The following is a 25,438-nucleotide window of genomic DNA, read 5'->3' as shown; positions in this document are numbered from 1 at the left end:
GCCCCAGCAGTGCGGCCGGTCAGCCGGCGGCGAGTGGACAGGCACCGGTGTGGCAGCAGCAGCCGGTGCAGCAGTCCTACGAGGTTCCGAAGCTGTTCGAGACCGGGCTGCGCCGTGTCCAGGGAGGTGGCACAGGGCTGCGTCGCCGCGCGGGCGCGCAGCCGCAGCAGCCGCCGTCGGTTCCGCGCGGGCCCGGTACGGCGGGCCAGCCGCAGGGTCCGGGATACGCGGGCCAGCAGCAGTTCGCACAGCCGCAGGGAGTGTCCGGGGGTCCCAGGCCGCGCCGCCAGGCGCCTGCGCCGGCCCTCGACCAGTGGGGCCAGCCGGTCACCCAGCCGCAGCAGATCCAGCCGGAGTCGGCGTGGGGCACGCAGCTGCGCCGCATCGAGGCGGTCAACAATGAGGTCAGGACCGTCAACTGGCGCGCCGTCATCGGCTGGCTCATGGTGCCGGTGCTGCTGGTGGTGCTCGCGGCGTCGTTCCTGCTGTACGCGCTGACGTTCGGTGTCCTCGGTACGGCGTTCTACGGCACCGTCGCTTTCTGCTCCCTCGTGGTGATCATCCTGGTGATGTTCCTGGTGGACATGTGGCACCCGATGCCGGTCTATATGAAGATCATCGCGGTGCTGTGGGGTGCGGGCGTGTCCACGATGATCGCCGGCATCCTCAATTCCGTGTTCGGCGAGTTCGCGTACGCGTACTTCCTGGATGAGCAGACCGCGCACGCAGCCACCGCGATGTTCTCCGCGCCGGTCACCGAAGAGCTGCTGAAGGGCCTCGGGGTGGCGCTGATCTTCCTGGTGTTCCGCAAGCACATCACGGGCCCGCTGGACGGCATCATCATCGGTGCCCTGGTGGGCGGCGGCTTCGCGTTCGTGGAGAACATTCAGTACTACCTGCGGGCCGCGGAGGCCGGCGGGGTGCAGGCCGCGACCATGCTGATCGTGGTGCGCGGTGTGCTCGGCATCTGGGGTCACTGCGTGTTCACGTCGATGACCGGCATGGTGATCGGCCTGATCGACCGGCGCTTCGGTCTGGTCCCGGCGATCCTCTCGTTCCTGGTGGCGCCGCTGCCGGCGATGTTCCTGCACTTCATGTGGAACTTCTCCTCCACGCTCCTGGGCGGCTTCGGCGGCCTGGTCCTCCTGGCGATCGGCTGGTTCGTCATGTTCACGATCTGGTTCATTCTGATCGCGGTCCTGATCCGCCTCGAATCGGGCCTGACCCGCGCCCGCCTCGGCGACTACGCGAACCAGGGCTGGCTCACCCACGACGAGGTCACCATGCTCGCCACCTGGAGCGGTCGCCGCGAGGGCCGCCGTTGGGCCGCCACGTTCAACGCGAAGCCGACGATGAAGAAGTTCATCCGTCAGGCGGCGGAGCTGGCGTTCACCCGTCAGCGTCTGCTGGCCGACGGCGCGAAGCCCCGCCACCTCGAGGCGGAGCAGTACTTCCTCAACCATATGGAGGCGAACCGCGCGAACCTCCTGTCGCAGGCGCGCCAGGCGGGTGTGGTGCCGCAGGGGGTGGGGTATGGCCGCTGAACCGCTGTCCATCGGGCCCCTGCTCGGTCACCTCACGCACAGCGCGTCACCGTTCCGCATCAGCGGCGAGGCGGGGGCCGACGGAGTCCTCCCTCCGATCGACGCGCTGCGCGCGGACCTTGCGGCCGCTGACTTCACCGTCACCCGCCTCAATGAGGTCCTCTCCCCCATGGCGCAGCGCGCCCTGGAGGCGGAGAACGCGATCCCGGCGCAGCGGGAACTGGCGGTCAGTGAGCACCCGTCGGCCCTGCTCATGCGGCTGCTCGCGCTCGGCGCCGCTCTGCCCGCGGACGAGGTCGAGGAGGTTCTGCCCACGCTGACGGTGGCGGGTGCGCTGGCGCTCGGCCTACTCACCCCCGCCGGCGATCCCGCCGGTGGGGCCCTCGGGCGCGACGCTGACGGCCGGCCGCGCCTCGTGCGCGCCGCCATCGACCTGCGCCCCTACGAGGCCGAGGACGACGACGGCGCCATCCTCTGGTGGATCGCCTCCGACCTCGGCGAGACCGCCACCGGCCGCGCCCTCGACGGCGACCACGTCCTCGGCATCGGCGGCGCCACCTCCACCCTCATCGCCCTCACCCCGCGCAGTGAGGTGCGCAGCGCCCTCGACCTCGGCTGCGGCTGCGGCATCCAGGCGCTGCACGCCGCCCGCCACGCCCGCAGCGTCATCGCCACCGACATCTCCGAGCGCGCTCTCGCGTTCACCGCGTTCAACGCCCTCCTCAACCGAGAATCGCTGCCCGACGGGTGCGCCCTGGAGCTGCGTCAGGGCTCCATGTTGGAGCCCGTCGCCGGGGAGCGCTTCGACCTCGTAGTCTCGAACCCGCCGTTCGTCATCACCCCGCGCACCCCCGGCGGGGACACGTGGACCTACCGCGACGGCGGCCGCGCCGGTGATGCCCTCGTCGCCGACCTCATCCGCGACCTCCCGAACCATCTGGAGCCGGGCGGCATCGCCGCCATGCTCGCGAACTGGGAGATCACCGCCGGTGCCGACTGGCGGGAGCACCCGTCGGCCTGGCTCGACGGCTCGGACGTGGACGCGTTCGTCATCCAGCGCGACCGGGAGGACCCCGCCTCCTACGCGCAGACGTGGCTGCGCGACGGCGGCCTCACCCCGCGCGATGACCGCTGGGCGGCGATGATGACCGCCTACCTAGAGGACTTCGCGTCCCGAGATGTGGAGGAGGTCGGCTTCGGGTACGTGATCCTCCACCGGCCGACGGACACCCGCCCCGCGGTGCGGTTGCTCGATGAGGTGGGGACCACGGGGCAGGGGCCGCTGGGTCCGCGACTGAAGGGAATGCTGGTGAACGCCGTCACCCTGGCGGGCCTCAACGATGATGACCTGCTCGCATCCCACCTCGCGCGCGCGGACGACGTCATGGAGCGCCGCCACTTCGTGCCCGGGGCGGAGGACCCCGTCATGATCGATCTGGTGCAGGGCGGCGCGTTCGGACGCACTCTGCCGCTCACCTCGGAAATGGCCGGTGTGCTGGGCGTTCTCGACGGCACCCACCCGCTGAAGCCGCTCGTCCAGGCATACGCAGCGCTGTCCGGTGAGGAGTTCGAGGAGGTGAGCGAGCGGGTCCTGGAGCAGGTGCGGACACTTCTCCACTGGGGATTCCTCTCTTTCCGGGCCGAATGACGAGGGTGCTACATTCATGGCGACCAGGCCGTAGACGTTGATCGAGGAGAGTGCCGCCGTGAGTGCAGACCGCAATCTGGTGATTGTCGAGTCCCCCGCCAAGGCCAAGACCATTGGCCGCTACCTCGGTGACGACTTCACCGTGGCGGCGTCCGTCGGCCACATCCGCGACCTGCCGCTGCCGAAGGACCTCCCGGCGGAGCTGAAGAAGGGCCCGTACAAGAAGTTCGCCGTCGATGTGGAGAACGGGTTCGAGCCCTACTACGTGGTCTCCCCCGACAAGAAGAAGACGGTCACCGAGCTGCGCCGCCTGCTGAAGGACGCCGACGCCCTCTACCTCGCCACCGATGAGGACCGCGAGGGAGAGGCGATCGCGTGGCACCTGCTGGAGACGCTGAAGCCGAAGAAGTCGCTGCCGGTGTACCGCATGGTGTTCCACGAGATCACCAAGGACGCCATCCAGCGCGCCCTCCACGAGACCCGCGAACTGGACAACCGCCTGGTCAACGCGCAGGAGACCCGCCGCATCCTCGACCGCATCGTCGGCTACGAGCTCTCCCCCGTGCTGTGGCGCAAGGTGCAGCGCGGGACGTCCGCGGGTCGTGTCCAGTCCGTCGCCACCCGCCTCGTGGTGGACCGCGAACGCGAACGCATGGCGTTCGTCCCCTCCTCCTACTGGGACATCACCGGCGAGTTCTCCACCGCCGACGGGGCCGACCGCACCGCGGACACCCCCGCGTTCACGGCGCTGCTGCGCACCGTGGACGGCGCCCGCATCGCCTCCGGCCGCGACTTCACCGATGCCGGTGAGCTGAAGAACCCGTCGGTCACGGTCCTCACCGAGGAGTCCGCCGCCTCCCTCATCTCCGCGATCGACGGAGAGCCCGCAACGGTCTCCGGTCTCGAATCGAAGCCGTACACGCGCCGGCCCGCCGCCCCGTTCACCACGTCCTCCCTGCAGCAGGAGGCGTCCCGCAAGCTGCGGATGAGCGCCCGCCAGACCATGTCCACGGCGCAGCGGCTGTACGAGAACGGCTACATCACCTACATGCGAACCGACTCAGTGGTGCTGTCCGGTGAGGCGATCCGCGCCTCCCGCGCCCAGGCCGCCGACCTCTACGGCGACGAGTATGTGCCGGACCGTCCCCGCGTGTACTCCTCGAAGTCGAAGTCCGCGCAGGAGGCGCACGAGGCGATCCGCCCCGCCGGTTCGAACTTCCGAACCCCCGCCGAGGTGGGGTCGCAGCTCAGCGGTGACGAGTTCCGCCTGTACGAGCTGATCTGGAAGCGCACCATCGCCTCCCAGATGGCGGATGCGAAGGGCACCACCACGTCGGTCACCCTCGGCGTCTCCGGTAAGGGCCGCACCGCCGAGTTCACTGCATCAGGCACCATCATCACGTTCCGCGGATTCCTCGCCGCCTACGAGGAGTCCCGCGACCAGGGCCGCTACGACGACGACGCGAAGGACAAGCGCCTGCCGCAGATGTCGGAGGGGCAGGCGCTGTCGGTGGTGTCGCTGACGCCGGACGGCCACGAGACCACCCCGCCGCCGCGCTACACCGAAGCATCCCTGGTGCGCGCACTGGAGGAGCGCGGCATCGGCCGCCCCTCCACCTACGCCGCCACCATCGGCGTGATCCAGGACCGCGGCTACGTGTTCAAGAAGGGCACCGCGCTGGTGCCGAGCTGGCTGGCTTTCTCCGTGGTGCGCCTGCTGGAGGAGCACTTCGGCAAGCTCGTGGACTACGACTTCACCGCCGATATGGAGGCGGGTCTGGACCGCATCGCCGCAGGCACCCAGGACCGCACCGAATGGCTGAAGGACTTCTACTTCGGTCCGGAGAACGCCGGGCCGGGCGCAGCGCCCGACGCCGCCCACGGCCTGAAGACCCTGGTGGACGACCTCGGCGAGATCGATGCCCGGGCCATCAACACCACCGAGCTCGGCGAGGGCATCGACCTGCGCATCGGCCAGTACGGCCCGTACGTGGAGAGGACCGTGGACGGCTCCCCCGTGCGCGCCAACGTGCCCGGTGACTTGGCGCCCGATGAGCTGACCCTGGAGAAGGCGAAGGAGCTGCTGGAGCGTCAGAAGGACGACGGCCGCGCCCTCGGCACCGACCCCGACACCGGCAACGAGATCATCGTGAAGGACGGCCGCTTCGGCCCTTACTTCACCGAGGTCCTCGAGGTGGACGAGTCGATCCCGAAGACGAAGCGTCCGAAGCCGCGCACCGGGTCCCTGCTGAAGTCGATGGACATGGCGACCGTGACGCTCGAGGACGCCCTCAAGGTGATGCGCCTGCCGCGGGTGGTGGGCACCGAGGAGGACGGCACCGAGATCACGGCGCAGAACGGCCGCTACGGCCCGTACCTGAAGAAGGGCACGGACTCGCGGTCCCTGCAGAGTGAGGACCAGATCTTCTCCATCACCCTGGAGGAGGCGCAGGCGATCTACGCGCAGCCGAAGACCCGCGGCCGCGCCGCCGCGAAGCCGCCCCTGAAGGAGCTCGGCACGGACCCGACCAGTGAGAAGCCGATCGTGGTGAAGGACGGCCGGTTCGGCCCGTACATCACGGACGGCACCACCAACGTGACCCTGCGCCGCGACGATGTGCTGGAGAACCTGACGCACGAGATCGCAGTGGAGCGCCTCGCGGAGAAGCGCGCGAAGGGCCCGGCGAAGCGCCGGACCACGAAGCGCACCACCACCCGCAAGGCGCCCGCGAAGAAGACCACGACCTCGAAGGCCGCGCAGAAGAGGTGACCCGCGCGCCGCGCCCGTCCCGCGGCGCGGCGGCATGGACCCTCCGTTCCTCCCCCCCCCCGAGGACCGTCCGATCGAGCTGGGGGATGCGAACGCGATCGTGCCGGGCATGGGCACGGTGGGTCGTGCCGCGTACCGTGAGCTGACCGAGGAGTACGGGTACTCCGTGCTCAGTGTGGAGCACGACCACCAGCGCGTGAAGGAGATGCGGGCGTCGGGCGTCGGGCCTCGGGCACGTCTACGACGAGTAGCCTGCCAGTCCTCCACAGTCGCGTCAGTACCGCTCGGGTTCTCTCGCGGGGATCTGCGAGAATGGCGGCATGCTTTCGCTGACTCCCCCTGCTGCCCGCACCGCTGAGAGCGGACTGTTCATCTCCCTGGAGGGCGGCGACGGCGGCGGCAAGACCACCCAGATGCCGCGCGTGCACGAGTTCCTCTCCGGCCCCGAGAGCCCGTTCGTCGGCTTCTCCTCGGGGGCCGACGGGTCCCGGCCCGGCGGGGCTCCGACCGGCCCGCCGGTGCTGCGGACGAAGGAGCCGGGCGGCAGCGCTCTGGGCGCCGAGCTGCGTTCCCTGATCCTGCATTCGGACCATGTGGCGGACCGCGCGGAGGCGCTGATGTACGCCGCGGACCGCGCCCACCATGTGGAGACGGTGATCCGGCCGCATCTGGACGCCGGCGGGATCGTGCTGACGGACCGGTATCTGGATTCGTCGGTCGCGTACCAGGGGGCGGGCCGCACCCTCCCGGTCGAAGACGTCGAGTCGCTGAGCATGTGGGCGGTGGGCGGTCTGATGCCGAACCTGACGCTGCTGCTGGACATCGCACCTCAGAAGCTGGCGGAGCGCCGCGATGTGGGGACGCATGACCGGCTGGAGCGCGAGGCCCTCGACTTCCATGAGCGCGTCCGTTCCGCGTACCTGGAGCGTGCGGCGAAGGAGCCGGACCGGTGGGCCGTGATCGATGCAGGCGCGGGGATCGATGAGGTCACTGAGCAGCTGCGGGACGCCATCACCGGATGGGCCCGCACGCACGCCGCCGTGGTGGCGGAGAAGCTGGGACAGCTGTGAGCGTGTGGGATGAGGTCGTCGGCCAGCGGGCCGCGATCGAGCAGTTCACGCGGGCCCTCGTCCCCGGCGGGAATCTGGCGCAGGCGTGGCTGATCGCGGGGCCGCCCGGGTCGGGCCGGTCGATTGCGGCGCGGGCGTTCGCGGCGGCGCTGCAGTGCGAGCAGGCCAACGGGTGCGGGCAGTGCCACGCGTGCCGCATGGTCCTCGCGGGGTCCCACGCCGATGTGTCGGTGGTGGCGACGGATACGCTCTCGATCTCGAAGGATGAGGTGCGGTCACTGGTGGCGACTGCGCAGCGCTCCCCCGCGACCGCGCCGTACCGCATCATCATCGTGGAGGATGCGGACCGGATGAGCGCGGGCACGTTCAATGTGCTGCTGAAGGCGATCGAGGAACCGCCGCCGCGGACGATCTGGATGCTGTGCGTGCCGTCGGCGCAGGACATGGCGCAGACGATCCGGTCCCGCTGCCGGCTCGTCACGCTGGTGACACCGGCGCCGGCGGATGTGGCGGACCTGCTTGCGCGCCGGGACGGCGCGGATCCGCAGACGGCGAGCCGGGCGGCGCGGGCAGCGCAGGGCCATATCGGGATTGCGCGCCGGTACGTGCATCAGCCGGAGGCACTGGCTCAGCGCGAGGAGGCGGCGCGGGCGCTGCTGGCGCTGACCAGTGTGGGCGGCGCGGTTGCATATGCGCAGAAGCTGGTGGAGGCGGCGAACGCGGAGGCGAAGGATGAAGCCGACCGGGTGGCGCAGTCGCAGCAGGAGGAGTTCCTGCGCGCCACGGGTCAGGAAGCTGCGGGGCGGATCCCGCCGCAGCTGCGGTCGCAGCTGAAGCAGCTGGAGGATGAGGCGAAGAAGCGCGCCACCCGCATGACCCGCGATGTGATCGACCGGTTCCTGCTGGACATCCATTCGGTGTTCCGCGATGTGCTGACCCTGCAGCTGAATGCGGGCGCGGAGATCATCAACGAGGGTGTGATGGATGCTCTGCAGGCGCGCGCGGAGTACAGCACGCCGGCGTCGAGCCTGGCGATGCTGGATGAGGTGGGGACGGCGCGTGAGCGCATCGGCGGGAACGTGCCGCCGCAGTTGGCGCTGGAGGCGCTGCTGGCTCAGGCCGCGCTCGGCTGAGCGGGGCCCACGGGGTCAGTCCTTCGCCTGGTCTTCGTTCGCGACGTCATCGCGCGTGCTGTCATCGGCCTGGTCGGCCTTCGCGCCATCGGCCTCAGCACCGTCGCGCTTGCCGTCCTCGGCCTTGGCGGCGTCGGCTTTGGCGGCGTCGGCTTTGGCGGCGTCCGCCTTCGCGGCCTTCTCGATCTCCTTCTGCAGGAGCTTCTCGTCGATGATCGACTTCTCCTCGAAGCGATCCACAAAGTCCACTTCGTTGTCGTCGAGAACCGCCGGCGGCAGCTGCTCACCGGTGGATTCGTCACCGGACCGGGTCTCCGAGTGGGCGCCGCAGCCGTACTGCAGGGACACCACGCGACCATCTGCCGGGGACCATTCATTGGTGCACACACCGAACTCCTGGCGCAGCGACCCGGACAGCAGGGACAGGAACCCGCACGAGGAGCAGTGCGCCTGCACCGTGCCGCGGCGGCGACGGTTGGACAGCGGCTTCGGTCCGAAGTCGCTGCCGTGCCAGCGGGTCGCGGCCTCCTCGCGGCCCTCACGGGACAGCACACGGGGGCGGCCGAGGCCCAGCTCCCACTGCACCGCGCGGTCCTCCTCCGCGGCGTCGGTCTGCTCGAAGCCCTGTTCGAGGCGCTCATCGAACTCGCGGTACGGGAGGACGTCGTCGGCTCCCACATCGGAGGGGCGCAGGCGCTCCGCCCACGGCTTCCACTCCGGCGCCAGGAGGGCGTCATCGCCCGGGACCAGCGCGGTCTCGCACACCGTCGGCTGCTTCGCGCGGGGTGCGCGCGCAAGCGTCACGATCCAGTACCAACCGGCGTAGCCCTCGATGGTGGATTCGAACACGTGGGTGACCAGGCGTTCGCCGGTCGCTTCGGCGCGCACATGCGCACCCACCTGTCCTGACTCGGTGACGTCCACGAGCGCCTCAGCGGCCAGGTCAACGGCCGCTGCGCTCACCGCGTCCAGCTTCGCCTTCTTCGTCATGCTCACGCCTCGAAATCGTCGGCAACGGCACGCAGCACGGAGGCGATCTTCTCCGCCTGCTGCTTCTCGGGGTAGCGGCCGCGGCGGAGCGACGTCGAGGCTCCGTCCAGCAGCTGCATGAGGTCCTCAACGATCAGCACCATGTCCTTCGCGGGGGTGCGGCGGTTGCGCGCCACGGACGGGCTGCGCTCCAGGAGCTGAACGGACAGCGCCTGGGGTCCGCGGCGACCGTCGACCATGTCGAACTCGACGCGTGTGCCCGGACGCAGGCTGGTCAGACCATCGGGGAGGACCGAGGCGTTCACGTATACGCTGGTCCGATCCTCGCTGGTGATGAATCCGAAGCCCTTCTCCACGTCGAAGAACTTCACTCGTCCCTTGGGCACGTCTCTCGCACTCCTCGTTCTCGGCTCGCCTGCGTCAGCGGTCGCAGGGTTCTGCGCGCGACGCATCTGTGATCGTTGATCCGCTCCAGTCTACCCGGCGGGCCGCCACACCCTGTACGCGGGAACGGGCCTTTCCTCGGTCGGCTCCACCACGAGCGACGGGTCGATCGCCGCCAGCAGACGCCGCAGCAGCCCCGCCGTGAAGCCCCACACGAACGCATCGTCATCCGGGTCGTCCGGGTCCTGCGGCAGATCGTACGCCTCCCCCATGCTGCGGCCCATCGCCCGCGCCCAGCACACCACCGCTGGGTCGCTGAGCGAACCGGGGCCCCGCAGCGGCGGGCACAGCACCCGGTGCACCTCCGCTTCGCTCAGGGTGAGGGAGGCGGGGGCCGACGGCATCCACGCGATGACCGGCACCACCCGGATGTCCCGCAGCGCCAGCACCACCGGGGGGAGGGCCCCGAGCACCGTGAAGCGGTCCGCGCTCAGCCCCACCTCCTCCCATGTTTCGCGCACGGCGGTGGCTTCGGCGGTGGCGTCGCCCGGGTCCCGTCGGCCGCCCGGCAGCGCGAACTGGGCCGGCTGGGAGCGCATCGTGTGGGCGCGCTCCTCGATGAGGATCGCGGCGTCGTCCAGGCTGGTGCCGCTGATCAGCGCGAGCACCGCCGAGTCGGATACGGCGCCGTCCTGGGCGGGGACATCAGCCCAGGGGCGCTCGGCGGCGAGGCGGGTGCGCAGGGCGTCGAGGAACGCGGGGACCCTGTCAGGACTGGGCGGAGTGCTCACGCAACCCCCACCTGGGGGCACGCCTCCTGCAGCGGGCAGGCGCCGCAGTCTGGCCGACGCGCCGTGCATACGCGCCGCCCGTGCAGGATCATCTGGTGGCTGAGCAGGGTGAGGTCGGTGTCGCCGTCGGCCGCCTCCGCCACCGCGACCACGTCCTTCTCGATCGCCAGGGGGCTCTTCTTCGCGCTCCAGCCGAAGCGCGCGGACAGGCGGCCCACGTGCGTATCAACGGTCAGCAGGGACTGCCCGAACCAGTTGCCGCGCACCACGTGGGCCGTCTTGCGGCCCACTCCGGCGAGGGCTTCCAGCGCGTCCTGATCGTCCGGGACCTCGCCGCCGTGGTCGGCGAGCAGCTGCTGGGAGAGCCGGATGACCCGTTCCGCGCGGCGCGCCCCCATGCCCAGGGGGTGAAGAATCTGCGCCACGTGCGCGTGTTCGGCCTCCGCCATCGCCTCGGGCGTGGGATAGGAGCCGAACAGCGCGGGGGTCACCTGGTTGACGCGCACATCGGTGGTCTGCGCGGACAGAACGGTCGCCACCAGCAGTTCGAAGGCGGTGGTGAAGTCCAGTTCGCAGGCGGCGTCGGGGTACAGCTCGTGCAGGACGGTCCGGGCCGTCGGCATGGGCAGAGGGGCGCGGTCCGCGGCGCCGCTCGGAGCGGGCGTGGTCACTGGGAATCTCCGTTCTCTCACCCGTTGATCGATCAGGGGATGTACCCTGTCATGCGTACACCATCACAAGGCTCAGGAGACCATCATCGTGGACGAAAACATCGTACGCTCATCCCCCCTGTTTGCCGCGCTCGACGACGACGGCAAGCAGGCCGTCCTCGACTCGATGACGCAGGAGGACTTCCACCGCGGTTCCGTCATCTTCCGCGAGGGGGATCAGGGCGACCGCCTCTTCATCCTCGGCTCCGGCAAGATCAAGGTGGGCCACGCGTCGGGTGACGGCCGCGAGAACCTCCTCGCTGTGCTCGGCCCGGGCGAGACCCTCGGTGAGCTGTCCCTGTTCGACCCGGCTCCGCGCAACGCCACCGCCACCGCGGTCGCCGAGACCACCCTGTACTCGCTGACCCAGCAGGACCTGTACCGCGTCCTCGCGCAGCGCCCCGAGGTGGCCCGCCACCTGCTCGCATCACTCGCCCGCCGTCTGCGCAAGACCAACGACTCCCTTGCGGACCTCGTGTTCGCGGACGTCCCCGGTCGCGTGGCGAAGAACCTGCTGGACCTCGCGCAGCGCTTCGGCCGCCAGACCGATGACGGCATCATGGTCTCCCACGGCCTCACGCAGGAGGAGCTCGCCCAGCTGGTCGGCGCTTCCCGCGAGACCGTCAACAAGGCCCTCGCGGACTTCGCGTCCCGCTCCTGGATCCGCCTGGAGGCACGCGCCGTCCTGCTGATCGACATCGAGCGACTGCGCCGCCGCGCACGCTGACCCAGCACGAAGAAGCGCCCCGCTTCCCTCACGGCGAACCGGTTCCGGTTCGGACGGTGAGGGGACGGGGCGCTTCTCTCTGTCCAGCGGGGTCCGCTGCGAGACAGGGCGCTGCGGCGGGGCCGACGGGGTCGGGGCTGTTCAGTTGCCCGACAGGTACTCGATCGCCGCTTCCACATTGAGAGCGGCCGCGGACCGCAGCTGCGCACGGTGCTCCTCCGGCACGAACGACAGCTGCTCGCCGTACAGGTGCTCCACCGTCTGATCCACCGTCAGGTCCGCCCACATCGCCGCCTGCACCTCCCGGATTCGCGCCTCACGATGCTCGATCAGCGCGCCGAGGTGCTCATGGATCGCCTGCGGGCCCTCGATCTCGTCCCCGTGACCCGGATGGATGGACACCAGGGTGCCATCGGCCGCCATATCGCGCAGGAAGCGGAGGACATCAAGGTAGGTGCGCAGGGACCCGTCGGCCATGATCACCGACGTGCCGTGCCCGAGAACGGTGTCGCCCGTCAGAAGGCGCCCGCCCGGCAGCAGCAGGCAGAGGGAGTCGCCCGTGTGCCCGGGGGTGCGGATCACCTCCGCGACGGGGTCATCCATCGGGCCGATCAGGTCCGGGATGGGGGTGCTGCGGGGCACGAGGTGGGGGTCGGCGGCCCACACGGGGATCTCACGGCGACCGGACCGCCTCGACGCGGCCGACAGAGCGCGCTGCAGCGCGGCCACACCGTCGGTGTGATCGGCGTGATGGTGCGTGAGCACGATGCCGCCGACCTCATGGGCGCCGGTCGCGACGACCACGTCCAGCAGCTCCTGCAGGTGGTCGCGATCGGCCGGACCGGGGTCCACCACCCACACGGTCTCGCCGCGGGTCAGGAGGTACGAATTGGTTCCGGACAGCGTCATCGGGCCCGCGTTGGACGCGCGGACCCGATGAAGTCCAGTGGTCACCGGAACTCGGCGATGATGTCCACTTCGACGGGGACATTCATCGGCAGAGCGGCGACGCCGACGGCGGCGCGGGCGTGCTGACCGACCTCACCCTCGAACACGCTCCCGATCAGCTCGGACGCGCCGTTGATGACACCGGGCTGGCCGTAGAAGTCGGGGGCGCTGGACACATATCCAGTCAGCTTCACGATGCGGGTGACGCGGTCGAGGTCACCGATCTCCGCCTTGATGGCGGCCAGTGCGTTCAGAGCAGCGGTCTGCGCATGCTCCTTCGCGCTGTCAGCGCTGACCTCGCGGCCGACGGCGCCCTCCTCCGGCACCTCGCCGTTGACCACCGGCAGCTGACCGGAGGTGTACACGAGGTTGCCGACCACGACTGCCGGCACGTATGCGGCCAGCGGCTTCGCAGTCTGGGGCAGGGTCAGGCCGAGTTCGGCGAGGCGCTTCTCAACAGCGCCGGTGGACTGATCGCTCACTGGTCTCCTCCGATGATGGGCCGCTTGAAGTAGGCGACGAGGGATTCGGGGCCCTGCGGGCCCTGGATCACCTGGACGAGCTCCCATCCATCGGAGCCGAAGTTGTCCAGAATCGCCTTGGTGTTATGGATGAGCAGGGGCGTGGTCAGGTACTCCCATGTGGTGTGTGCAGTCATACCACCAAGACTACGCGGTCTTCTCGTGAGCGGCTTCGAGGACATCGAGCCAGTCCACCACCCCGGGATGCTGCCGCAGCAGGCGGCGGCGCTCACGCTCGGTCATCCCGCCCCACACACCGAACTCGATCCGGTTGTTCAGCGCATCGGCGAGGCAATGATTGAGGACTGGGCAGCCGCGGCAGAACTGCTTCACACGCTGCTGATCCGCTCCGCGGACGAAGAACTCATCGGGGTCCAGTTGTGCACAGGCGCCTTCGGTGGCCCAGAACCGTTCCTCGGTCGGTGTGCGGACGCTGACTGCCGTCACGGATGTGCTCCTTGGAATCGACACTGATTCGAATGTGACCTACATCCTAGGGAGCTGTGCAGCGTTTTCACAAAACGGGGGCTGCGACTGATTGGAGGACCCGTCGGCCCCGACGCCCCCACGCACCACCCCCACATGGTGTTCACCTCGCGTGCGCGACTGGAGGGGGTCCATTGGGTACTCTGGATCGCATGGCCCAGACCGAAGCACCGCATCAGCGCCCCGCCGGCGAGCAGCACTCGGTGTCGCTCGCGCTTTCGCAGATCGTCGTCCTGCTCGCGGGGCTTGCAGCGGTGTGCACACTGGCCGGGGTCATGATCGCGGCGCTGTTCCTGCCCGCGGTGGCGCTCACCTCCACCGCCGCGAAAGACGGCGCGGAGCTGTTCGACTCGCTGCCCAGCCAGCTCGAAGTCCAGCCGCTGAACGAGGCGTCCCATATCAAGGCGTCCGACGGCACCCTTCTGGCCACCTTCTACTCCGAGAACCGCATCATGGTCCCGCTGGAGGAGGTGTCCCCCCACCTGCAGCACGCTGTGATCGCCGTGGAGGACCGCCGCTTCTACGAGCACCAGGGCGTGGACGCCAAGGGCACGCTGCGCGCCCTGGCCTCCAACGCGCGCGGCGGTGACACGCAGGGCGCGTCCACCCTCACCCAGCAGTACGTGAAGAACGCACTGCTGGCCGACGCCATGCAGCGCGGCGACAAAGAGGCCATGAAGAAGGCGACCGAGCAGTCCTATTCGCGCAAGCTGCGCGAAGCGAAGCTCGCGATCTCCGTGGAGAAGCGGCTGTCGAAGGAGGAGATCCTCGCGGGGTACCTCAACGCCGCCCAGTTCGGGCCGTCGCAGTACGGAGTGGAGACCGCCGCCCAGCACTACTTCTCCAAGAGCGCCAAGGACCTCACCCCGGGCGAGTCCGCCCTGCTGGCGGGCGTCACGAACGCACCGAACTACTATGACCCCGTCGCGCACCCGAAGAACGCGAAGAAGCGTCGCAACGAGATCCTCCGCAAGATGCGGGCCGAGGACTACATCAGTGACGCGGAGCTGAAGAAGTACTCCGAGCAGCCCATCAAGGACATGCTCAAGGTCAAGAACATCACCGCCGGCTGTGCGGACGCGGAGGGCTCCGGCTTCTTCTGCGACTACGTCACGAAGTCCCTGCTGAGCGACCCGGCGTTCGCGCCCACGTTCGAAGAGCGCCGCAAGCTGCTGTACGGCGGCGGACTCACCATCACCACCACGCTCGACCCGAAGCGCCAGAAGATCGCCGAGGACGTGGTGAACCGCCGCGTCCCCGCCGAGCACTCCAACGGCTTCGGCCACACCGTCGTGAGCGTGGAGCCGGGCACCGGCAAGATCCTGACCATGGCGCAGAACCGCGTGTACAACCCGCGCCAGGACGCCAAGGAGAACGAGACGTCCCTGAACTTCAACGCCCCCAAGCACATGGGCGGCGGCAGCGGCTTCCCCGTGGGCTCCACGTTCAAGCCGTTCGTGCTGACCACCTATCTGCAGCAGGGCGGGTCCATCTGGGACACGGTCGCCACGAACCGCGAAGTGTTCCGCGAGTTCCCCGCGAAGTGCCTCGGCTCAGGCCGCTGGTTCGAAGGTGCCGGATGGAACCCGGACAACGCCGTGAGCGTTTCCCTGCCTCCGAACCAGACCGTTCTGGACGCCACGAAGTTCTCGGTGAACACCTCCTACGCCCGCATCGCTCACCGCTCGGACCTGTGCGAGATCGCCGACACGGCCCGCTCCATGGGCGCGGTTCCGGCGTACTGGGACACCTCCAAGAAGGAGAACCTCAACGTCCCCGTGGAGGACATGTACAAGACGGACCTCTCCCCCGCCGTGCTGGCGCTCGGCGAGCTGAACATCTCCGCCCTGGACATGGCCGCCGCCTACGCGACCTACCCGGCCGGCGGCAAGTTCTGCCGCCCGGTGGCGATCACCTCGGTCACCAACCGCAAGGGTGAGGAGCTGCCGATCACCGGCGGCGAGTGCAAGGACGTCATCAAGCCGGAAGTGGCGGACGCGATGTCGTGGACGCTCATGCAGGACCTCTCCGACCCGAAGGCGACCGGTAAGGGCATGACCATCCCCGGCCACGACGCCGGCGGCAAAACCGGAACCTCCGGCAGCCAGTTCCACACGTGGTACGTGGGCTTCACCGGCCAGGAGTCGACCGCTGTGTGGTTCGGCAACCCGACCTCCAATACCCGCCCGGGTGGGTTCAACGTGGACGGTCAGCCGCTCCGCCGCGGTCACGTGTGGGGCAACACGGTGTCCCTGCCGACCTGGCATGAATACATGAAGCGCTCACATGAGGGCCTGCCGAACAAGCCGTTCCCGCCGGAGCCTCCGAAGCCAGATGCAGCGGAGAAGAAGCAGGACGCGCAGGAGCGCGCCGCACAGGAGAAGCAGGTGGAGCAGGAATCCGGCGGCAAGAAGCCGACGGGTCCCGATGCCGCCGAAGGCGACACCACCGCCCCGGGCCAGGAGGGCGACTGATCGTGACGGGCCTGCCCCTCTCCCGTTCGCCGGTGGGCATTGCGGCGACCGCTGTCGGCGCGGCAGGGTTCGCTGTCGCTGCTGGTGCGCACGTGTGGGCTCGGCACATCGAGCCGAACCTGTTCGAGGTGCGGGAGCTGTCCCTCCCGGTGCTGCCGACGGGTGCCGGCCGCCTGCGGGTCCTGCACATCTCCGACATCCACCTCGCCGTGGGACAGGAGCGCAAGATCGAGTTCCTGCGCTATCTCGCCACCATGAAGCCGGACCTGGTGGTGAACACCGGTGACAACGTCTCCAGCGCCGCCGCGATCCCCGTGCTGCTGGATGCGCTGGGGCCGCTGCTGGAGCGTCCGGGCGTGTTCGTGAACGGCTCGAACGACAAGTACGCGGCCGGCAAGCGCAACGTGTTCCGGTACTTCCTGCCCGACCCTCGCGAGGAGGGCGGTCCGAAGGATCCGCCGCTGCCGACGGAGCAGATGACCGACGCGTTCACCGCGGCAGGCTGGCTCGAGCTCAACAATGCGCGTGGCACACTGCAGATGTCCGGCTGCGACGTTGACTTCGTCGGCGTGGATGATCCGCACCTGGACCATGACGAGTTCCCGGCGCCCGATGGTCGCGGGGACTCCGTCGGCCAGCCCTCCCCCGCCGGCGACGTCGCAGCCCAGGGGCGTCCGCGCCTGCGGGTCGGGGTGATGCATGCGCCGTATCAGCGGGTCATCCGCGAGATGGTGGAGGACGGCTCCGATGTGCTGTTCGCCGGGCACACCCACGGCGGCCAGTTGGCCCTGCCGTGGTTCGGTGCACTGGTGACGAACTGCGACCTGCACCGGTCGCAGGCGAAGGGCGTGTCGATGCACCACGGTGTGCCGCTGCATGTCAGCGGTGGCCTCGGCGCGAACCCGTTCTACAACATGCGGATGTTCAACCGCCCCGAAGCGACCCTGCTGACGCTCAAGCAGCGCCGCGCCTGAGGCCCGCTCGCCGCTGCCGCCCCCCCCACGTGCACCAGAGGGTGTCGGAGCGCACGCTGATGCGAGTGAGTGGTCACACTCACTCGGCGCCGATTCGCGCCGCTGCCGGGGGACATGTACAGTTGAGGGGTCCGCGTGAGCGGACGGTCACGGGGTGTGGCGCAGCTTGGTAGCGCGCTTCGTTCGGGACGAAGAGGTCGCAGGTTCAAATCCTGTCACCCCGACCAGTACAGGCCTATTCAATCCTGTGGGCTGAGTAGGCCGGTGAAGTGCTACAGATGAGGAGCCTTCCGCAGAAATGCGGGAGGCTCCTTTTCTTTTCCCGACGTGCTTCGTGCTGGCCTGCTGCGCTGTTGGCGCGGTGTCGTAAGCGGTGCTGGGTGCGCCATTCGTGGAGCGTGGCGCTAGCCTCGGTGCGGATCGCGGCGAGTTCCTCAGCCGTGAATTGTTCCCCGGCGACGAGGTCTGCGACGGCGTTCTCCCCCGCGCCGGTTGCGTCCGTCGAGAATCTTCCGCACCGCCAGGAAGAGTTCTTTCTCGAAGAGTGGCGTGTGCCTGCCGGGGTACAGCGTGCCCTTGGAGCGGATCACGCCGGTGTAGTACGGGTCGCGCAGAATCTTCGCCAGCTGGCTGCTGGACAGCGGCCGTGCGGGGCGTTTCGCTGAGGGCCGGGTGGTGAGCCCCTGGTCTTCGAGCATGGCCTGGAGCGGCGTGATTGATTATTGGCCGGTCGCGTACTGCTCGAACGCCCACACGATCAGCGGTGCGCGTTCTTCATCGACGTCGATGCTGTTCACGAGGCACCCGTTGAGGTCTTTACGGACGTTGAGACAGCCGAGCTTCGCGCGTCCGACCGAGCCGCCACGCTCGACCTTGAGGGCCTTGTCGGCGGACATGTCGAAGCTGTCGCCACCCACGTCAACACAATCCAGGTTGCGGTCCAGCCGCATTCAGCCCATCGTGGACCGGAAAAGAGCCCACCGCTCAAGGTGAACGATGGGCTCTTTTTCACGTCTTGACAGAACGAACGCAGCAAAGGGATTCGCATCAGACTACGAGGTCAAACGCCGTAGTTCTCACAACACCACCGAACGGAGTATTGATTATCTGAAGAATCGAGTCATACTCGGGACACCTCGTTGCTGCCATGCGGTTCGAACGTAATCGATATAGATCGCGGGCCGCACGCATGAAGGAGGATCGCCATGAGCGAGCACACCACCACCGGCAGCAGCGCCGCGCTCGAACGGGCGGAACAGGTGCGCGACAGGATCGAACGCGAGGCTGAGACGAAGCGCAACGCAATCGCGGCCGTTCTCGGAAGCAGCGGAGTTACGTCTGCTTCCGAATCACCTAAGCAGGCATCTGCCTGATCATGCAGGGGCGGTCAGATCAAGGAGCACGAACTGTCACAGTCGAGCCCAGACCTGCCGCCCCGTTACCTTGTGAGCACCCCGATGGACGGGGTCTGGTCGCTCGGCCGGGTATGGCTTTGTTGCCCTGCCATTGATGGTCCGGGGGGTGTTGCCGCCCGGTCGAGAGACACGCGTTGACCGCTGATAGGGACACGGCCCAGCTCTGTCTGAGGTCTCTTCGTAACGTGGGTGCCGGCATCGGGTGTCGAGACTGCGGCCAGCAGTGATGAGGAGGACAGCGTCATGAACACAGGGTTCGCGGTCGTGATCGGCCTGGACGTCGGGAAGACAGCTCACCACGCGTGCGCACTCGACCCGGAGGGGAACAAGCTGTTCGACAAGCCCCTCCCGCAGGACGAGACCAAACTTCGCGAGCTGTTCACCCAGCTGCAGAACCACGGCGAAGTGCTGCTGGTCGTCGACCAGCCGAACACCATCGGAGCGTTGCCGATCGCGGTGGCCCGGGATACCGGCTGCACAGTCGCCTACCTTCCCGGATTGGCGATGCGGAAGGCCGCGGATCTGTATCCGGGCAGGTCAAAGACTGATGCGCGGGATGCTTTCATCATCGCCGACACGGCCCGCACCATGCCTCACACCCTCCGGCAGGTCGATCGTGACAGCGAGGTCCTCTCCGCGCTGAAGGTTCTGGCCGGGTTCGATGAGGACCTCGCTCACGAGACCACAAGGGCGCTGAACCGGATCCGGTCCCTGCTCACCCAGATCCACCCCGCGCTCGAGCGCGTCTTCGCAGGCGGGAAGCTTTCCACTGGGCTCGTGCTGGACCTGCTGGAGAAGTTTGGCGGACCCACCGGCCTCCGAAGTGCCGGCCGAAGGAAGGTGCTGCGGTTCGCCCGCGCGCATTCACGCCGCGACCCCGAGACGCTGGTCGAGCAGATCTTCACAGCCCTTAGCGAGCAGACCGTCATCGTGCCCGCCACCGCAGCGGTTGAGCTGGTGATCCCCCGAGTCGCTGGCCAGGTTAAAGAGCTGAAAGAACAGCGCGCGACCGTGGCCCACGAAGTGGAGGGCATGCTGGAGGACTTCCCTCTCGCCTCGGTCTTGATGAGCATGCCGGGGATCGGCATCAAGACCGCCGCCCAGATCCTCCTCGCGATCGGTGATGGCTCCGCGTTTGAGTCCGCCAGCCACCTCGCGGCCTATGCCGGGATCGCGCCGGTCACCCGCAGATCAGGCACCTCGATCCGCGGAGAGTTCCCCGCCCGGTCAGGGAACAAACGCCTGAAGAACGCCCTGTTCTACTCCGCCTGGGTCGCCTCCAACCACGACCCCATCTCCAAGGCCTACTACGATCGCAAACGCGCCGAAGGCAAACGGCACAACGCCGCCGTGATCTGCCTAGCCCGCCGCCGCTGCAACGTCATCTACGCCATGCTCCGCGACGGCACCTACTACCAGCCACCGACAACCGCCCCTACCCCCGAGCCGACCGCTCTCGCGGCTTGACTCGAAACATAGGGACACCCCCCTCATCGAGCACGTTGGAGGCCGCCGAGCCGCTCGGAGAGCGTGCCCCGAGCGCGGTGAGCGAGCGCAGGTCGGCGTTGTGAGAACGAATAGCGAGGGGAAGACCGAAAGCACCTTAACAATCGTTGGGCTCTCCCTTGTAGCCAGTCGTAGAACATGAAAGACTTGGGATACACCCCACGCGGCAAAGACGAAGGACACAGACTCGGTGATAAATGACGCCGCAACCACAGCCACGGGGACGGGCCGCAGCTTCACAGGCTTGATTCGTCGGCATCCGCTGCTGTCCTTCTTCACACTTGCGTATTTCGGCTCTTGGCTCGCGTGGAGCCCGTGGTGGCTCTCATCGAGCGGGCTGGGCCTCTTCTCCTACGAGTTGCCGTTCAGTGCGATTGCGGGCATCAACCAGCTCGGATTGTTCGCCGGGCCGTTCCTTGCAGCATTCCTCGTGACACGCATCGTTGAAGGTCGCGACGGTGTGAAGCGGCTGTGGCACACCATCACTCAGTGGCGCGCAAAGAAGCTTGCATATGTGCTCGCGCTTCTTGTTATCCCCGCGGCAATTATCGGATGCTATTCCCTTCTTCCTGGCGGGCTGTCGATTGGAGAAGCTATCTCCTTCAGCGTAGTGGGGACGCTCGCGAGCACATTCTTCATCTATCTTCTCGGTGGCCCTTTCCAAGAGGAGCCGGGATGGCGAGGCTTCACACTTCCTCGCTTGCAGAACATGTTTCATCCGATCGTGGCCGCGCTGGTTCTTGGCGTGGTGCACTGCTTCTGGCACACACCGCTGTTCTTTACTGAGGAGTGGGACACTGCCCGGGGCGACCTCGGTCAGCTCGTTGCGTATCTCGTTCTTGTCGTGAGCCTGTCGGTCGTTCTGTCGTGGCTTGTCAACGTGGCGCGTGGGAGTGTGCTGTTGGCAATCCTCGGCCACAACACCGTTAACTGGGCGCTGTTCGTTGTTGCGACTTTGACCGGAGAGGCAGTGGTCAACAACTGGCCGGCCGCCATCGGAATGACCGCGATTGCCGCCCTTGCGATTATTGTGACGCGCGGCCGACTTGGCTACAAGCGCGACTAATCGCGGGTCGGTCTACTGTGGTGTGTTTGCCCGAGTTCGGTTCTGACAGCGCGGAGAAACAGAGCCAGGCTGTTGTCTATTGACTACAGCCTGCGCCTTGCCAGTAACGCAGCAACCGTTCATAATCGACGTCATAATGACAGCACGATCTACCGTCGGCGTATCCTCACCAGTCCCTGGCTTCTGGCTCAACCCCAGTCACCGAGGCAAAGGGGTGACCAGCGCTGCCCTAAAACTTGCCGTGGAGTTCATTGGAGAAAGCTCTATCCCGAACCTCACAGCACGGACTATTCCAAAAAACACCGCGTCTCAGCGAGTATTGGAGCGGGCAGGCTTCGAACTTGTAGACCGAAATGTGAGCGCTGCCCCATCAGGCAAGGAAGTCGAACCACTGAACTACCAACGAAGCACCCAGGTCTAAGAATCTCCCGAACAGTATTGCGAACGTAGTCGTGTGTTCGCCCGCTTCGTAGCGATCCACCACCTCCTGGCGCTGTTCGGGCCTAAGGCGCGTCCACTTCCGGTGAGGTTTGGGTGCCGTGGTAGAAGCCGGTCGATCCCCGGAACTGCACAGAATCTCGCGGATCTGAGTGACGCTGACCTCTGTTCCCTATTCATTTGAACAGAGATGAATAAGGGCGACCAGGTGGCTGCACGAACCATCGCCCGTCGATGAGTCGGACAGCGGTCAGAGAGAAGAGCTCCGGAAGATCGGGGCTCTTCTTGCTGCTGCGCCTGCCAGGGCGAGCGGCAGCCGTCGGCCCCCATCCCCCACCCTCATGACGATCGGTGTGCGCATTCGGGCTTTTTCCGCCGCCGAATCCCGAACGCGCAGACGAATCGTTCCCGCACCGCGTTTCGGGAATGTGCGCGGGCACACAGCCTGGCCTGCCAGAATCGGCGCATGAACGATTCGCGCATCCCCGCCCGTCTGCCGCTCCTTCCCGCCCCCGACTCCGCACTGTGGATGCGCGAGGACTGGGTCACCACGGACCCGTTCGAGGAGGTGTCCGTCGGCCTCAACAGCGACCTCGACGCCGACGAATACTCCATCACCATCAACCCGACGGGCGCCTCCATCACCGCCGGCAGTGACAGCGCCCTCGCCGACGGCCGCAACGCCTTCGCCCAGATCGTGCTGTCCGCCCGCGCCGCCACCGGCGCCCTGACCGGGGAAGTCGCGATCCCCGGGGTGGTGATCTCGGATCGTCCGCTGCATGCCTGGCGCGGACTGATGCTCGATGTGGCGCGGCACTTCCGCCCCATCGACGAGCTGAAGACGATCATCGAAGCGATGGCGATCTTCCGCCTCAACGTTCTGCACCTGCACCTGACCGACGACCAGGGGTGGCGGTTCGAGGTGCGCAGCTACCCGCGGCTCACCGAGGTGGGCGCGTGGCGCGACGCGACGGTCGTCGGCAAGCCGACGTTCACCGACGCCGATGAGTACGTCCAGGAGCGCCACGGCGGCTTCTACACGCAAGCCGAGCTGCGGATGCTCGATGACTACGCGGCCGACTTCGGCATCCGGATCGTCCCGGAGATCGACCTGCCCGGCCATGTGCAGGCGGCCGTCGCCGCCTACCCGGAGATCGGCAACGACCCGCAGCGGCAGCTGAAGGTCCGAGAGACCTGGGGCATCTCCGAGCACATCCTCGGGGTGTCGGATGCGTCGATCGCGTTCATTCGCGACGTGGTGCAGCAGGCGGCGCAGGTGTTCTCCTCCCCGTACGTCCACATCGGCGGTGACGAGGTGCCGATGACCGAGTGGGAGCACAACCCCCAGGTGCCGGAGCGCCTGGAGGAGTGGGGTCTGGAGCGCCTTGAAGCGCTGCAGGGCCATCTGATGGGCATGGCGGTGGATGAGCTGCAGAAGGCGGGCAAGACCGCAGTTGTGTGGGATGAGGCGCTGGAGCGCCACGTCCCGGACGGTGTCGTGGTTATGAACTGGCGGTCCGTGGACGGTGTGCAGGTGTCGCTGGATCGGCGCTTCTCCACCGTCATCGGCAACCAGGAGCACCTGTACCTGGACCGTGCTCAGGCCCGCCGCGGGGAGCCGCTCGCGCAGACCGACCAGGTCCTGACGGTGAAGGACATCCTCTCCGCCGAGCTCGCCGGTCAGGACGTCGATGACCAGAGCGGTGTGCTCGGCATTCAGGCGCAGATGTGGACGGAGTACGTGGCGGATGAGGAGCACCTGCACCGCATGCTGTTCCCGCGCCTCGTGGCGGTCGCGGAGCGCGCTTGGAACGGTCAGCTGGAGGACGTGAAGGACGCGAAGCGGCGCGTTGAGGCGCAGACGGGTGTTCTGCGGCAGCTGGGGATCCAGCCGCACGACTGATGCGGTCAGCGCTGCGAGCGCCGGCCCCGTTCGATCTGCCGCCCCACCCAGAGGGACACGCTGCCGGAGAAGATCAGCAGCGCCGTCACCGACGTGTACACCGCGAACATCGTGGAGTCCTCGGGGCGCAGGCCCGCGAGCAGCGCGTTGATGCCGCTGGATGACTCCTTCGAGCTGTTCTCCCCCACCAGCTGCGGGTCGATCGACACCGCCACCCGAGCCCGCGAGTGCAGACCACTGCGGTCCTTCACGTGGTACTCCACTGGAGTGGTGCGGCCGCGGAACCCGGGCACGGGGGTGAAGCGGACCGCGCCGGCATCGGTGACCTCCCAGACCCCTTCATCGGGGATCTCGAGGCGACGGCCGGTGCCGGTGGTGAGCTCACTGATGTTGGTGGCCCGGGCCGAATGCAGCTCCAGGGTCGCCGCGTCGAACGGATCCGCGGCAGCCGCAGGAGTGTCGTTGGCGAGCACGTCAATGGTCTGGGCCTCTTCGGACCCGGTCTGGACGTCGTCGTCGCGCAGCGTGGGGACCCGGCTCGCGTACTGGACACCGAGAGTGGAGGCGCCGATGTTGCCGGAGGCGCTGCCGTTGACCGTGTAGGTGACGGGCGTGGGCGACTTCTTCAGCCCTTTCACCGGAGTGAACGTGACGGCGACGGTGTCCTTGTTGAACTCCCATTCGCCTTCACCGGGGACGGTGAGGAGGGTGCCGTCGCTGGACAGTTCGGACCCGTCGGGCATGTTGACGGTGGAGAACTGCAGCGATTCTTGCTGCACGTGCAGGGACCCATCGAGGGGGTAGAACAGCGCCTTTTCGCCCCACACAAGGGGCTGGCTCTGGGCGCTGAGCTGCGGGTACCCGACCTGGAGCGCGCCGATGGAGGCGGTGTGGCCCGAGGCGTCGGAGCCGCGCACACCCATGGAGGAGACGGCGTGCACGGAGGAGTGCTCCGGGGCGAACACGACCGTACCGGCGTCGCGGTTCAGCGCCCAGGTGCCCTGCCCCTTGACGGTGACGCGGTCCTTCGCCTTGTTGACGGTGGTGGTGTCGTCGGAGAGGGAGGGGACGAGTTCGAAGGTGGCCGGGTCGATGTTCTGCGCCTTCGCACCGAGGTCGAATTCGACCCGATCGCCGAACGGTGCGGAGGAGACGATGTCCGGGACCGCGGGCGTAACCACCCGGATCTTCCCCGGTGTGAGGACCTGACCGTTGCGGTCGGTGCCGCTGAAGGACACGGTGGACGGCTGGCGCCCGAGGCGCGGCTGCTGGGGTGTGAACACGGCGTTGCGGCCGTCGGCGGAGAGGGACCAGGTGCCTTCCCCGGGCACGACGAGACGGCGGCCGCTGTCGGTCTGGACGGTGCCGCCGGGCATGGAGTCGAGGGACAGGCGGATGCTGCCCGGGTCGACGAGTTCGTCGTCGATGCCGAGGTCCACGCTGATGGCGTCGCCTTCGCTCGCGGTGATCTGGCGGTACGGCAGGCTCGGGTAGGAGACGGTGATGGTGGTGGGCAGCGAGCTGCGACCGCTCTCGGACTTCACTCGGATGGTGGCTTTGCGCGGGCCCTGCTGGCCTGATCCTTCTGGGGTGAAGGTGATGGTAGTGCCGCTGATCGACCAGGTTCCCTGCCCGGAGACGGCCTGGTGGGTGAGGCCGTTGTCGAACCTGAGGGTGGTGAGGTCGAGCTGCTGGAGTTCGGCGGTGGACATGTGGTCGGCGAGATCGAAGCGGGCGGCGGAGCCGGGGGTGCTCTTCACTTCGGTGCTGTCGAGGGGGATTTCGAAGCCGTCGACGTCGCCGAAGCCCTCGGTCGGCAGGTCGGGCTGGGCGGTGGGAGCCGCCGCCGCGGGGTCCGCAGCCGCACTCAGGGCGACGGGCGCGCCCAGCAGGACCGCGCTGAGCGCGGCCGCTGCCAGGGTGCTGCTGCGACGGGTCAC

24 protein-coding genes and 1 tRNA gene are annotated in these 25,438 nt (G+C 67.9%); 14 read left to right on the top strand and 11 right to left on the bottom strand.

Annotated features, from left to right (window positions below; all coding sequences use genetic code 11):
* Positions 1 to 47 precede the first annotated feature (47 nt).
* The 5 genes from R3I40_RS00310 (at position 48) to R3I40_RS00290 (ending at position 8,165) form a co-directional block, all read left to right on the top strand.
* Entirely contained in the window at positions 48 to 1,544 is a 1,497-nt protein-coding gene (locus tag R3I40_RS00310) for a PrsW family glutamic-type intramembrane protease (RefSeq protein ID WP_285262039.1), read from the top strand.
* Entirely contained in the window at positions 1,534 to 3,192 is a 1,659-nt protein-coding gene (locus R3I40_RS00305) for a DUF7059 domain-containing protein (RefSeq protein ID WP_285262040.1), read from the top strand. Before R3I40_RS00310 ends, R3I40_RS00305 begins: the two co-directional genes overlap by 11 nt.
* A 58-nt stretch (positions 3,193 to 3,250) precedes the next feature.
* Complete coding sequence (topA, locus tag R3I40_RS00300) at positions 3,251 to 5,962, top strand: type I DNA topoisomerase (RefSeq protein WP_259922598.1); 2,712 nt, start codon at positions 3,251 to 3,253, stop codon at positions 5,960 to 5,962.
* 320 nt (positions 5,963 to 6,282) lie between these two features.
* A complete protein-coding gene (gene tmk / locus R3I40_RS00295) occupies positions 6,283 to 7,032 on the top strand; it encodes a dTMP kinase (protein ID WP_183376173.1) in 750 nt (249 codons plus the stop codon).
* Entirely contained in the window at positions 7,029 to 8,165 is a 1,137-nt protein-coding gene (locus tag R3I40_RS00290) for a DNA polymerase III subunit delta' (protein WP_285262041.1), read from the top strand. Before tmk ends, R3I40_RS00290 begins: the two co-directional genes overlap by 4 nt.
* Positions 8,166 to 8,180: 15 nt before the next feature.
* On the opposite strand, the gene R3I40_RS00285 is transcribed toward R3I40_RS00290, so the two are convergent.
* The 4 genes from R3I40_RS00285 to R3I40_RS00270 form a co-directional block, all read right to left on the bottom strand.
* Positions 8,181 to 9,155, bottom strand: a complete 975-nt coding sequence (locus R3I40_RS00285) for a DUF3027 domain-containing protein (RefSeq protein ID WP_285262042.1) — start codon at positions 9,153 to 9,155, stop codon at positions 8,181 to 8,183.
* A 2-nt stretch (positions 9,156 to 9,157) separates the two neighbouring features.
* The gene (locus tag R3I40_RS00280; protein ID WP_259922595.1) at positions 9,158 to 9,541 is read right to left on the bottom strand and encodes a cold-shock protein; all 384 of its coding nucleotides are present in this window, start codon (positions 9,539 to 9,541) and stop codon (positions 9,158 to 9,160) included.
* 90 nt (positions 9,542 to 9,631) lie between these two features.
* Positions 9,632 to 10,330: an NUDIX hydrolase gene (locus tag R3I40_RS00275; RefSeq protein WP_285262043.1), complete on the bottom strand. Its 699-nt coding sequence runs from the start codon at positions 10,328 to 10,330 to the stop codon at positions 9,632 to 9,634.
* On the bottom strand, positions 10,327 to 11,001 hold the full coding sequence (locus R3I40_RS00270; RefSeq protein WP_239375473.1) for an endonuclease III domain-containing protein: 675 nt from the start codon (positions 10,999 to 11,001) through the stop codon (positions 10,327 to 10,329). The genes R3I40_RS00275 and R3I40_RS00270 overlap by 4 nt, the downstream gene beginning before the upstream one ends.
* Before the next feature lie 88 nt (positions 11,002 to 11,089).
* Between R3I40_RS00270 and R3I40_RS00265 the strand changes: the two genes are divergently transcribed.
* Complete coding sequence (locus R3I40_RS00265) at positions 11,090 to 11,767, top strand: Crp/Fnr family transcriptional regulator (protein WP_183376166.1); 678 nt, start codon at positions 11,090 to 11,092, stop codon at positions 11,765 to 11,767.
* 141 nt (positions 11,768 to 11,908) lie between these two features.
* Here R3I40_RS00265 and R3I40_RS00260 read toward each other — a convergent pair whose 3' ends face one another.
* Genes R3I40_RS00260 through R3I40_RS00245 form a run of 4 tightly spaced genes read right to left on the bottom strand, consistent with a single transcriptional unit; the run spans position 11,909 to position 13,683 of the window.
* Positions 11,909 to 12,721 (bottom strand): MBL fold metallo-hydrolase, encoded by an 813-nt coding sequence (locus tag R3I40_RS00260; RefSeq protein ID WP_285262044.1) that lies wholly within the window; start codon positions 12,719 to 12,721, stop codon positions 11,909 to 11,911.
* Positions 12,718 to 13,197, bottom strand: coding sequence for a RidA family protein (locus R3I40_RS00255; protein WP_183376339.1), 480 nt, complete (start codon positions 13,195 to 13,197; stop codon positions 12,718 to 12,720). The genes R3I40_RS00260 and R3I40_RS00255 overlap by 4 nt, the downstream gene beginning before the upstream one ends.
* Positions 13,194 to 13,373, bottom strand: a complete 180-nt coding sequence (locus tag R3I40_RS00250) for a Sp36 family protein (RefSeq protein WP_183376164.1) — start codon at positions 13,371 to 13,373, stop codon at positions 13,194 to 13,196. The genes R3I40_RS00255 and R3I40_RS00250 overlap by 4 nt, the downstream gene beginning before the upstream one ends.
* A gap of 10 nt (positions 13,374 to 13,383) precedes the next feature.
* Positions 13,384 to 13,683, bottom strand: coding sequence for a WhiB family transcriptional regulator (locus R3I40_RS00245; RefSeq protein ID WP_183376162.1), 300 nt, complete (start codon positions 13,681 to 13,683; stop codon positions 13,384 to 13,386).
* Between the two features lie 191 nt (positions 13,684 to 13,874).
* On the opposite strand from R3I40_RS00245, the gene R3I40_RS00240 reads away from it, so the two are divergent.
* The 3 genes from R3I40_RS00240 to R3I40_RS00230 all read left to right on the top strand — a co-directional run bounded on the left by R3I40_RS00240 (position 13,875) and on the right by R3I40_RS00230 (position 17,397).
* Positions 13,875 to 16,196 (top strand): transglycosylase domain-containing protein, encoded by a 2,322-nt coding sequence (locus R3I40_RS00240; protein ID WP_285262045.1) that lies wholly within the window; start codon positions 13,875 to 13,877, stop codon positions 16,194 to 16,196.
* A gap of 2 nt (positions 16,197 to 16,198) precedes the next feature.
* Positions 16,199 to 17,170 carry a metallophosphoesterase gene (locus R3I40_RS00235; protein ID WP_285262046.1) on the top strand — a complete coding sequence of 324 codons (972 nt, stop codon included), beginning with the start codon at positions 16,199 to 16,201 and terminating at the stop codon, positions 17,168 to 17,170.
* 150 nt (positions 17,171 to 17,320) lie between these two features.
* A tRNA-Pro gene (locus tag R3I40_RS00230) sits at positions 17,321 to 17,397 on the top strand.
* A gap of 207 nt (positions 17,398 to 17,604) precedes the next feature.
* On the opposite strand, the gene R3I40_RS00225 is transcribed toward R3I40_RS00230, so the two are convergent.
* Positions 17,605 to 17,868 carry a recombinase family protein gene (locus R3I40_RS00225; RefSeq protein ID WP_285262047.1) on the bottom strand — a complete coding sequence of 88 codons (264 nt, stop codon included), beginning with the start codon at positions 17,866 to 17,868 and terminating at the stop codon, positions 17,605 to 17,607.
* 21 nt (positions 17,869 to 17,889) lie between these two features.
* Positions 17,890 to 18,120, bottom strand: a complete 231-nt coding sequence (locus R3I40_RS00220; protein ID WP_183376154.1) for a hypothetical protein — start codon at positions 18,118 to 18,120, stop codon at positions 17,890 to 17,892.
* Positions 18,121 to 18,375: 255 nt separating this feature from the next.
* Between R3I40_RS00220 and R3I40_RS00215 the strand changes: the two genes are divergently transcribed.
* The 5 genes from R3I40_RS00215 to R3I40_RS00200 all read left to right on the top strand — a co-directional run bounded on the left by R3I40_RS00215 (position 18,376) and on the right by R3I40_RS00200 (position 23,498).
* Entirely contained in the window at positions 18,376 to 18,543 is a 168-nt protein-coding gene (locus R3I40_RS00215) for a hypothetical protein (protein ID WP_183376152.1), read from the top strand.
* A gap of 285 nt (positions 18,544 to 18,828) precedes the next feature.
* Positions 18,829 to 20,052: an IS110 family RNA-guided transposase gene (locus tag R3I40_RS00210; protein ID WP_183375371.1), complete on the top strand. Its 1,224-nt coding sequence runs from the start codon at positions 18,829 to 18,831 to the stop codon at positions 20,050 to 20,052.
* A gap of 229 nt (positions 20,053 to 20,281) precedes the next feature.
* On the top strand, positions 20,282 to 21,157 hold the full coding sequence (locus R3I40_RS00205) for a CPBP family intramembrane glutamic endopeptidase (protein ID WP_285262308.1): 876 nt from the start codon (positions 20,282 to 20,284) through the stop codon (positions 21,155 to 21,157).
* A gap of 136 nt (positions 21,158 to 21,293) precedes the next feature.
* On the top strand, positions 21,294 to 21,578 hold the full coding sequence (locus tag R3I40_RS11535) for a GNAT family N-acetyltransferase (protein WP_396349475.1): 285 nt from the start codon (positions 21,294 to 21,296) through the stop codon (positions 21,576 to 21,578).
* 483 nt (positions 21,579 to 22,061) lie between these two features.
* Positions 22,062 to 23,498 (top strand): beta-N-acetylhexosaminidase, encoded by a 1,437-nt coding sequence (locus R3I40_RS00200; protein WP_285262309.1) that lies wholly within the window; start codon positions 22,062 to 22,064, stop codon positions 23,496 to 23,498.
* A 5-nt stretch (positions 23,499 to 23,503) separates the two neighbouring features.
* On the opposite strand, the gene R3I40_RS00195 is transcribed toward R3I40_RS00200, so the two are convergent.
* The gene (locus R3I40_RS00195) at positions 23,504 to 25,438 is read right to left on the bottom strand and encodes an Ig-like domain-containing protein (RefSeq protein ID WP_285262310.1); all 1,935 of its coding nucleotides are present in this window, start codon (positions 25,436 to 25,438) and stop codon (positions 23,504 to 23,506) included.

Source organism: Helcobacillus massiliensis, assembly GCF_033106145.1.
GTDB lineage: Bacteria > Actinomycetota > Actinomycetes > Actinomycetales > Dermabacteraceae > Helcobacillus > Helcobacillus massiliensis.
Note: the sequence above shows the minus strand (reverse complement) of the source record. Positions and strands in the feature narration are given on the sequence as shown.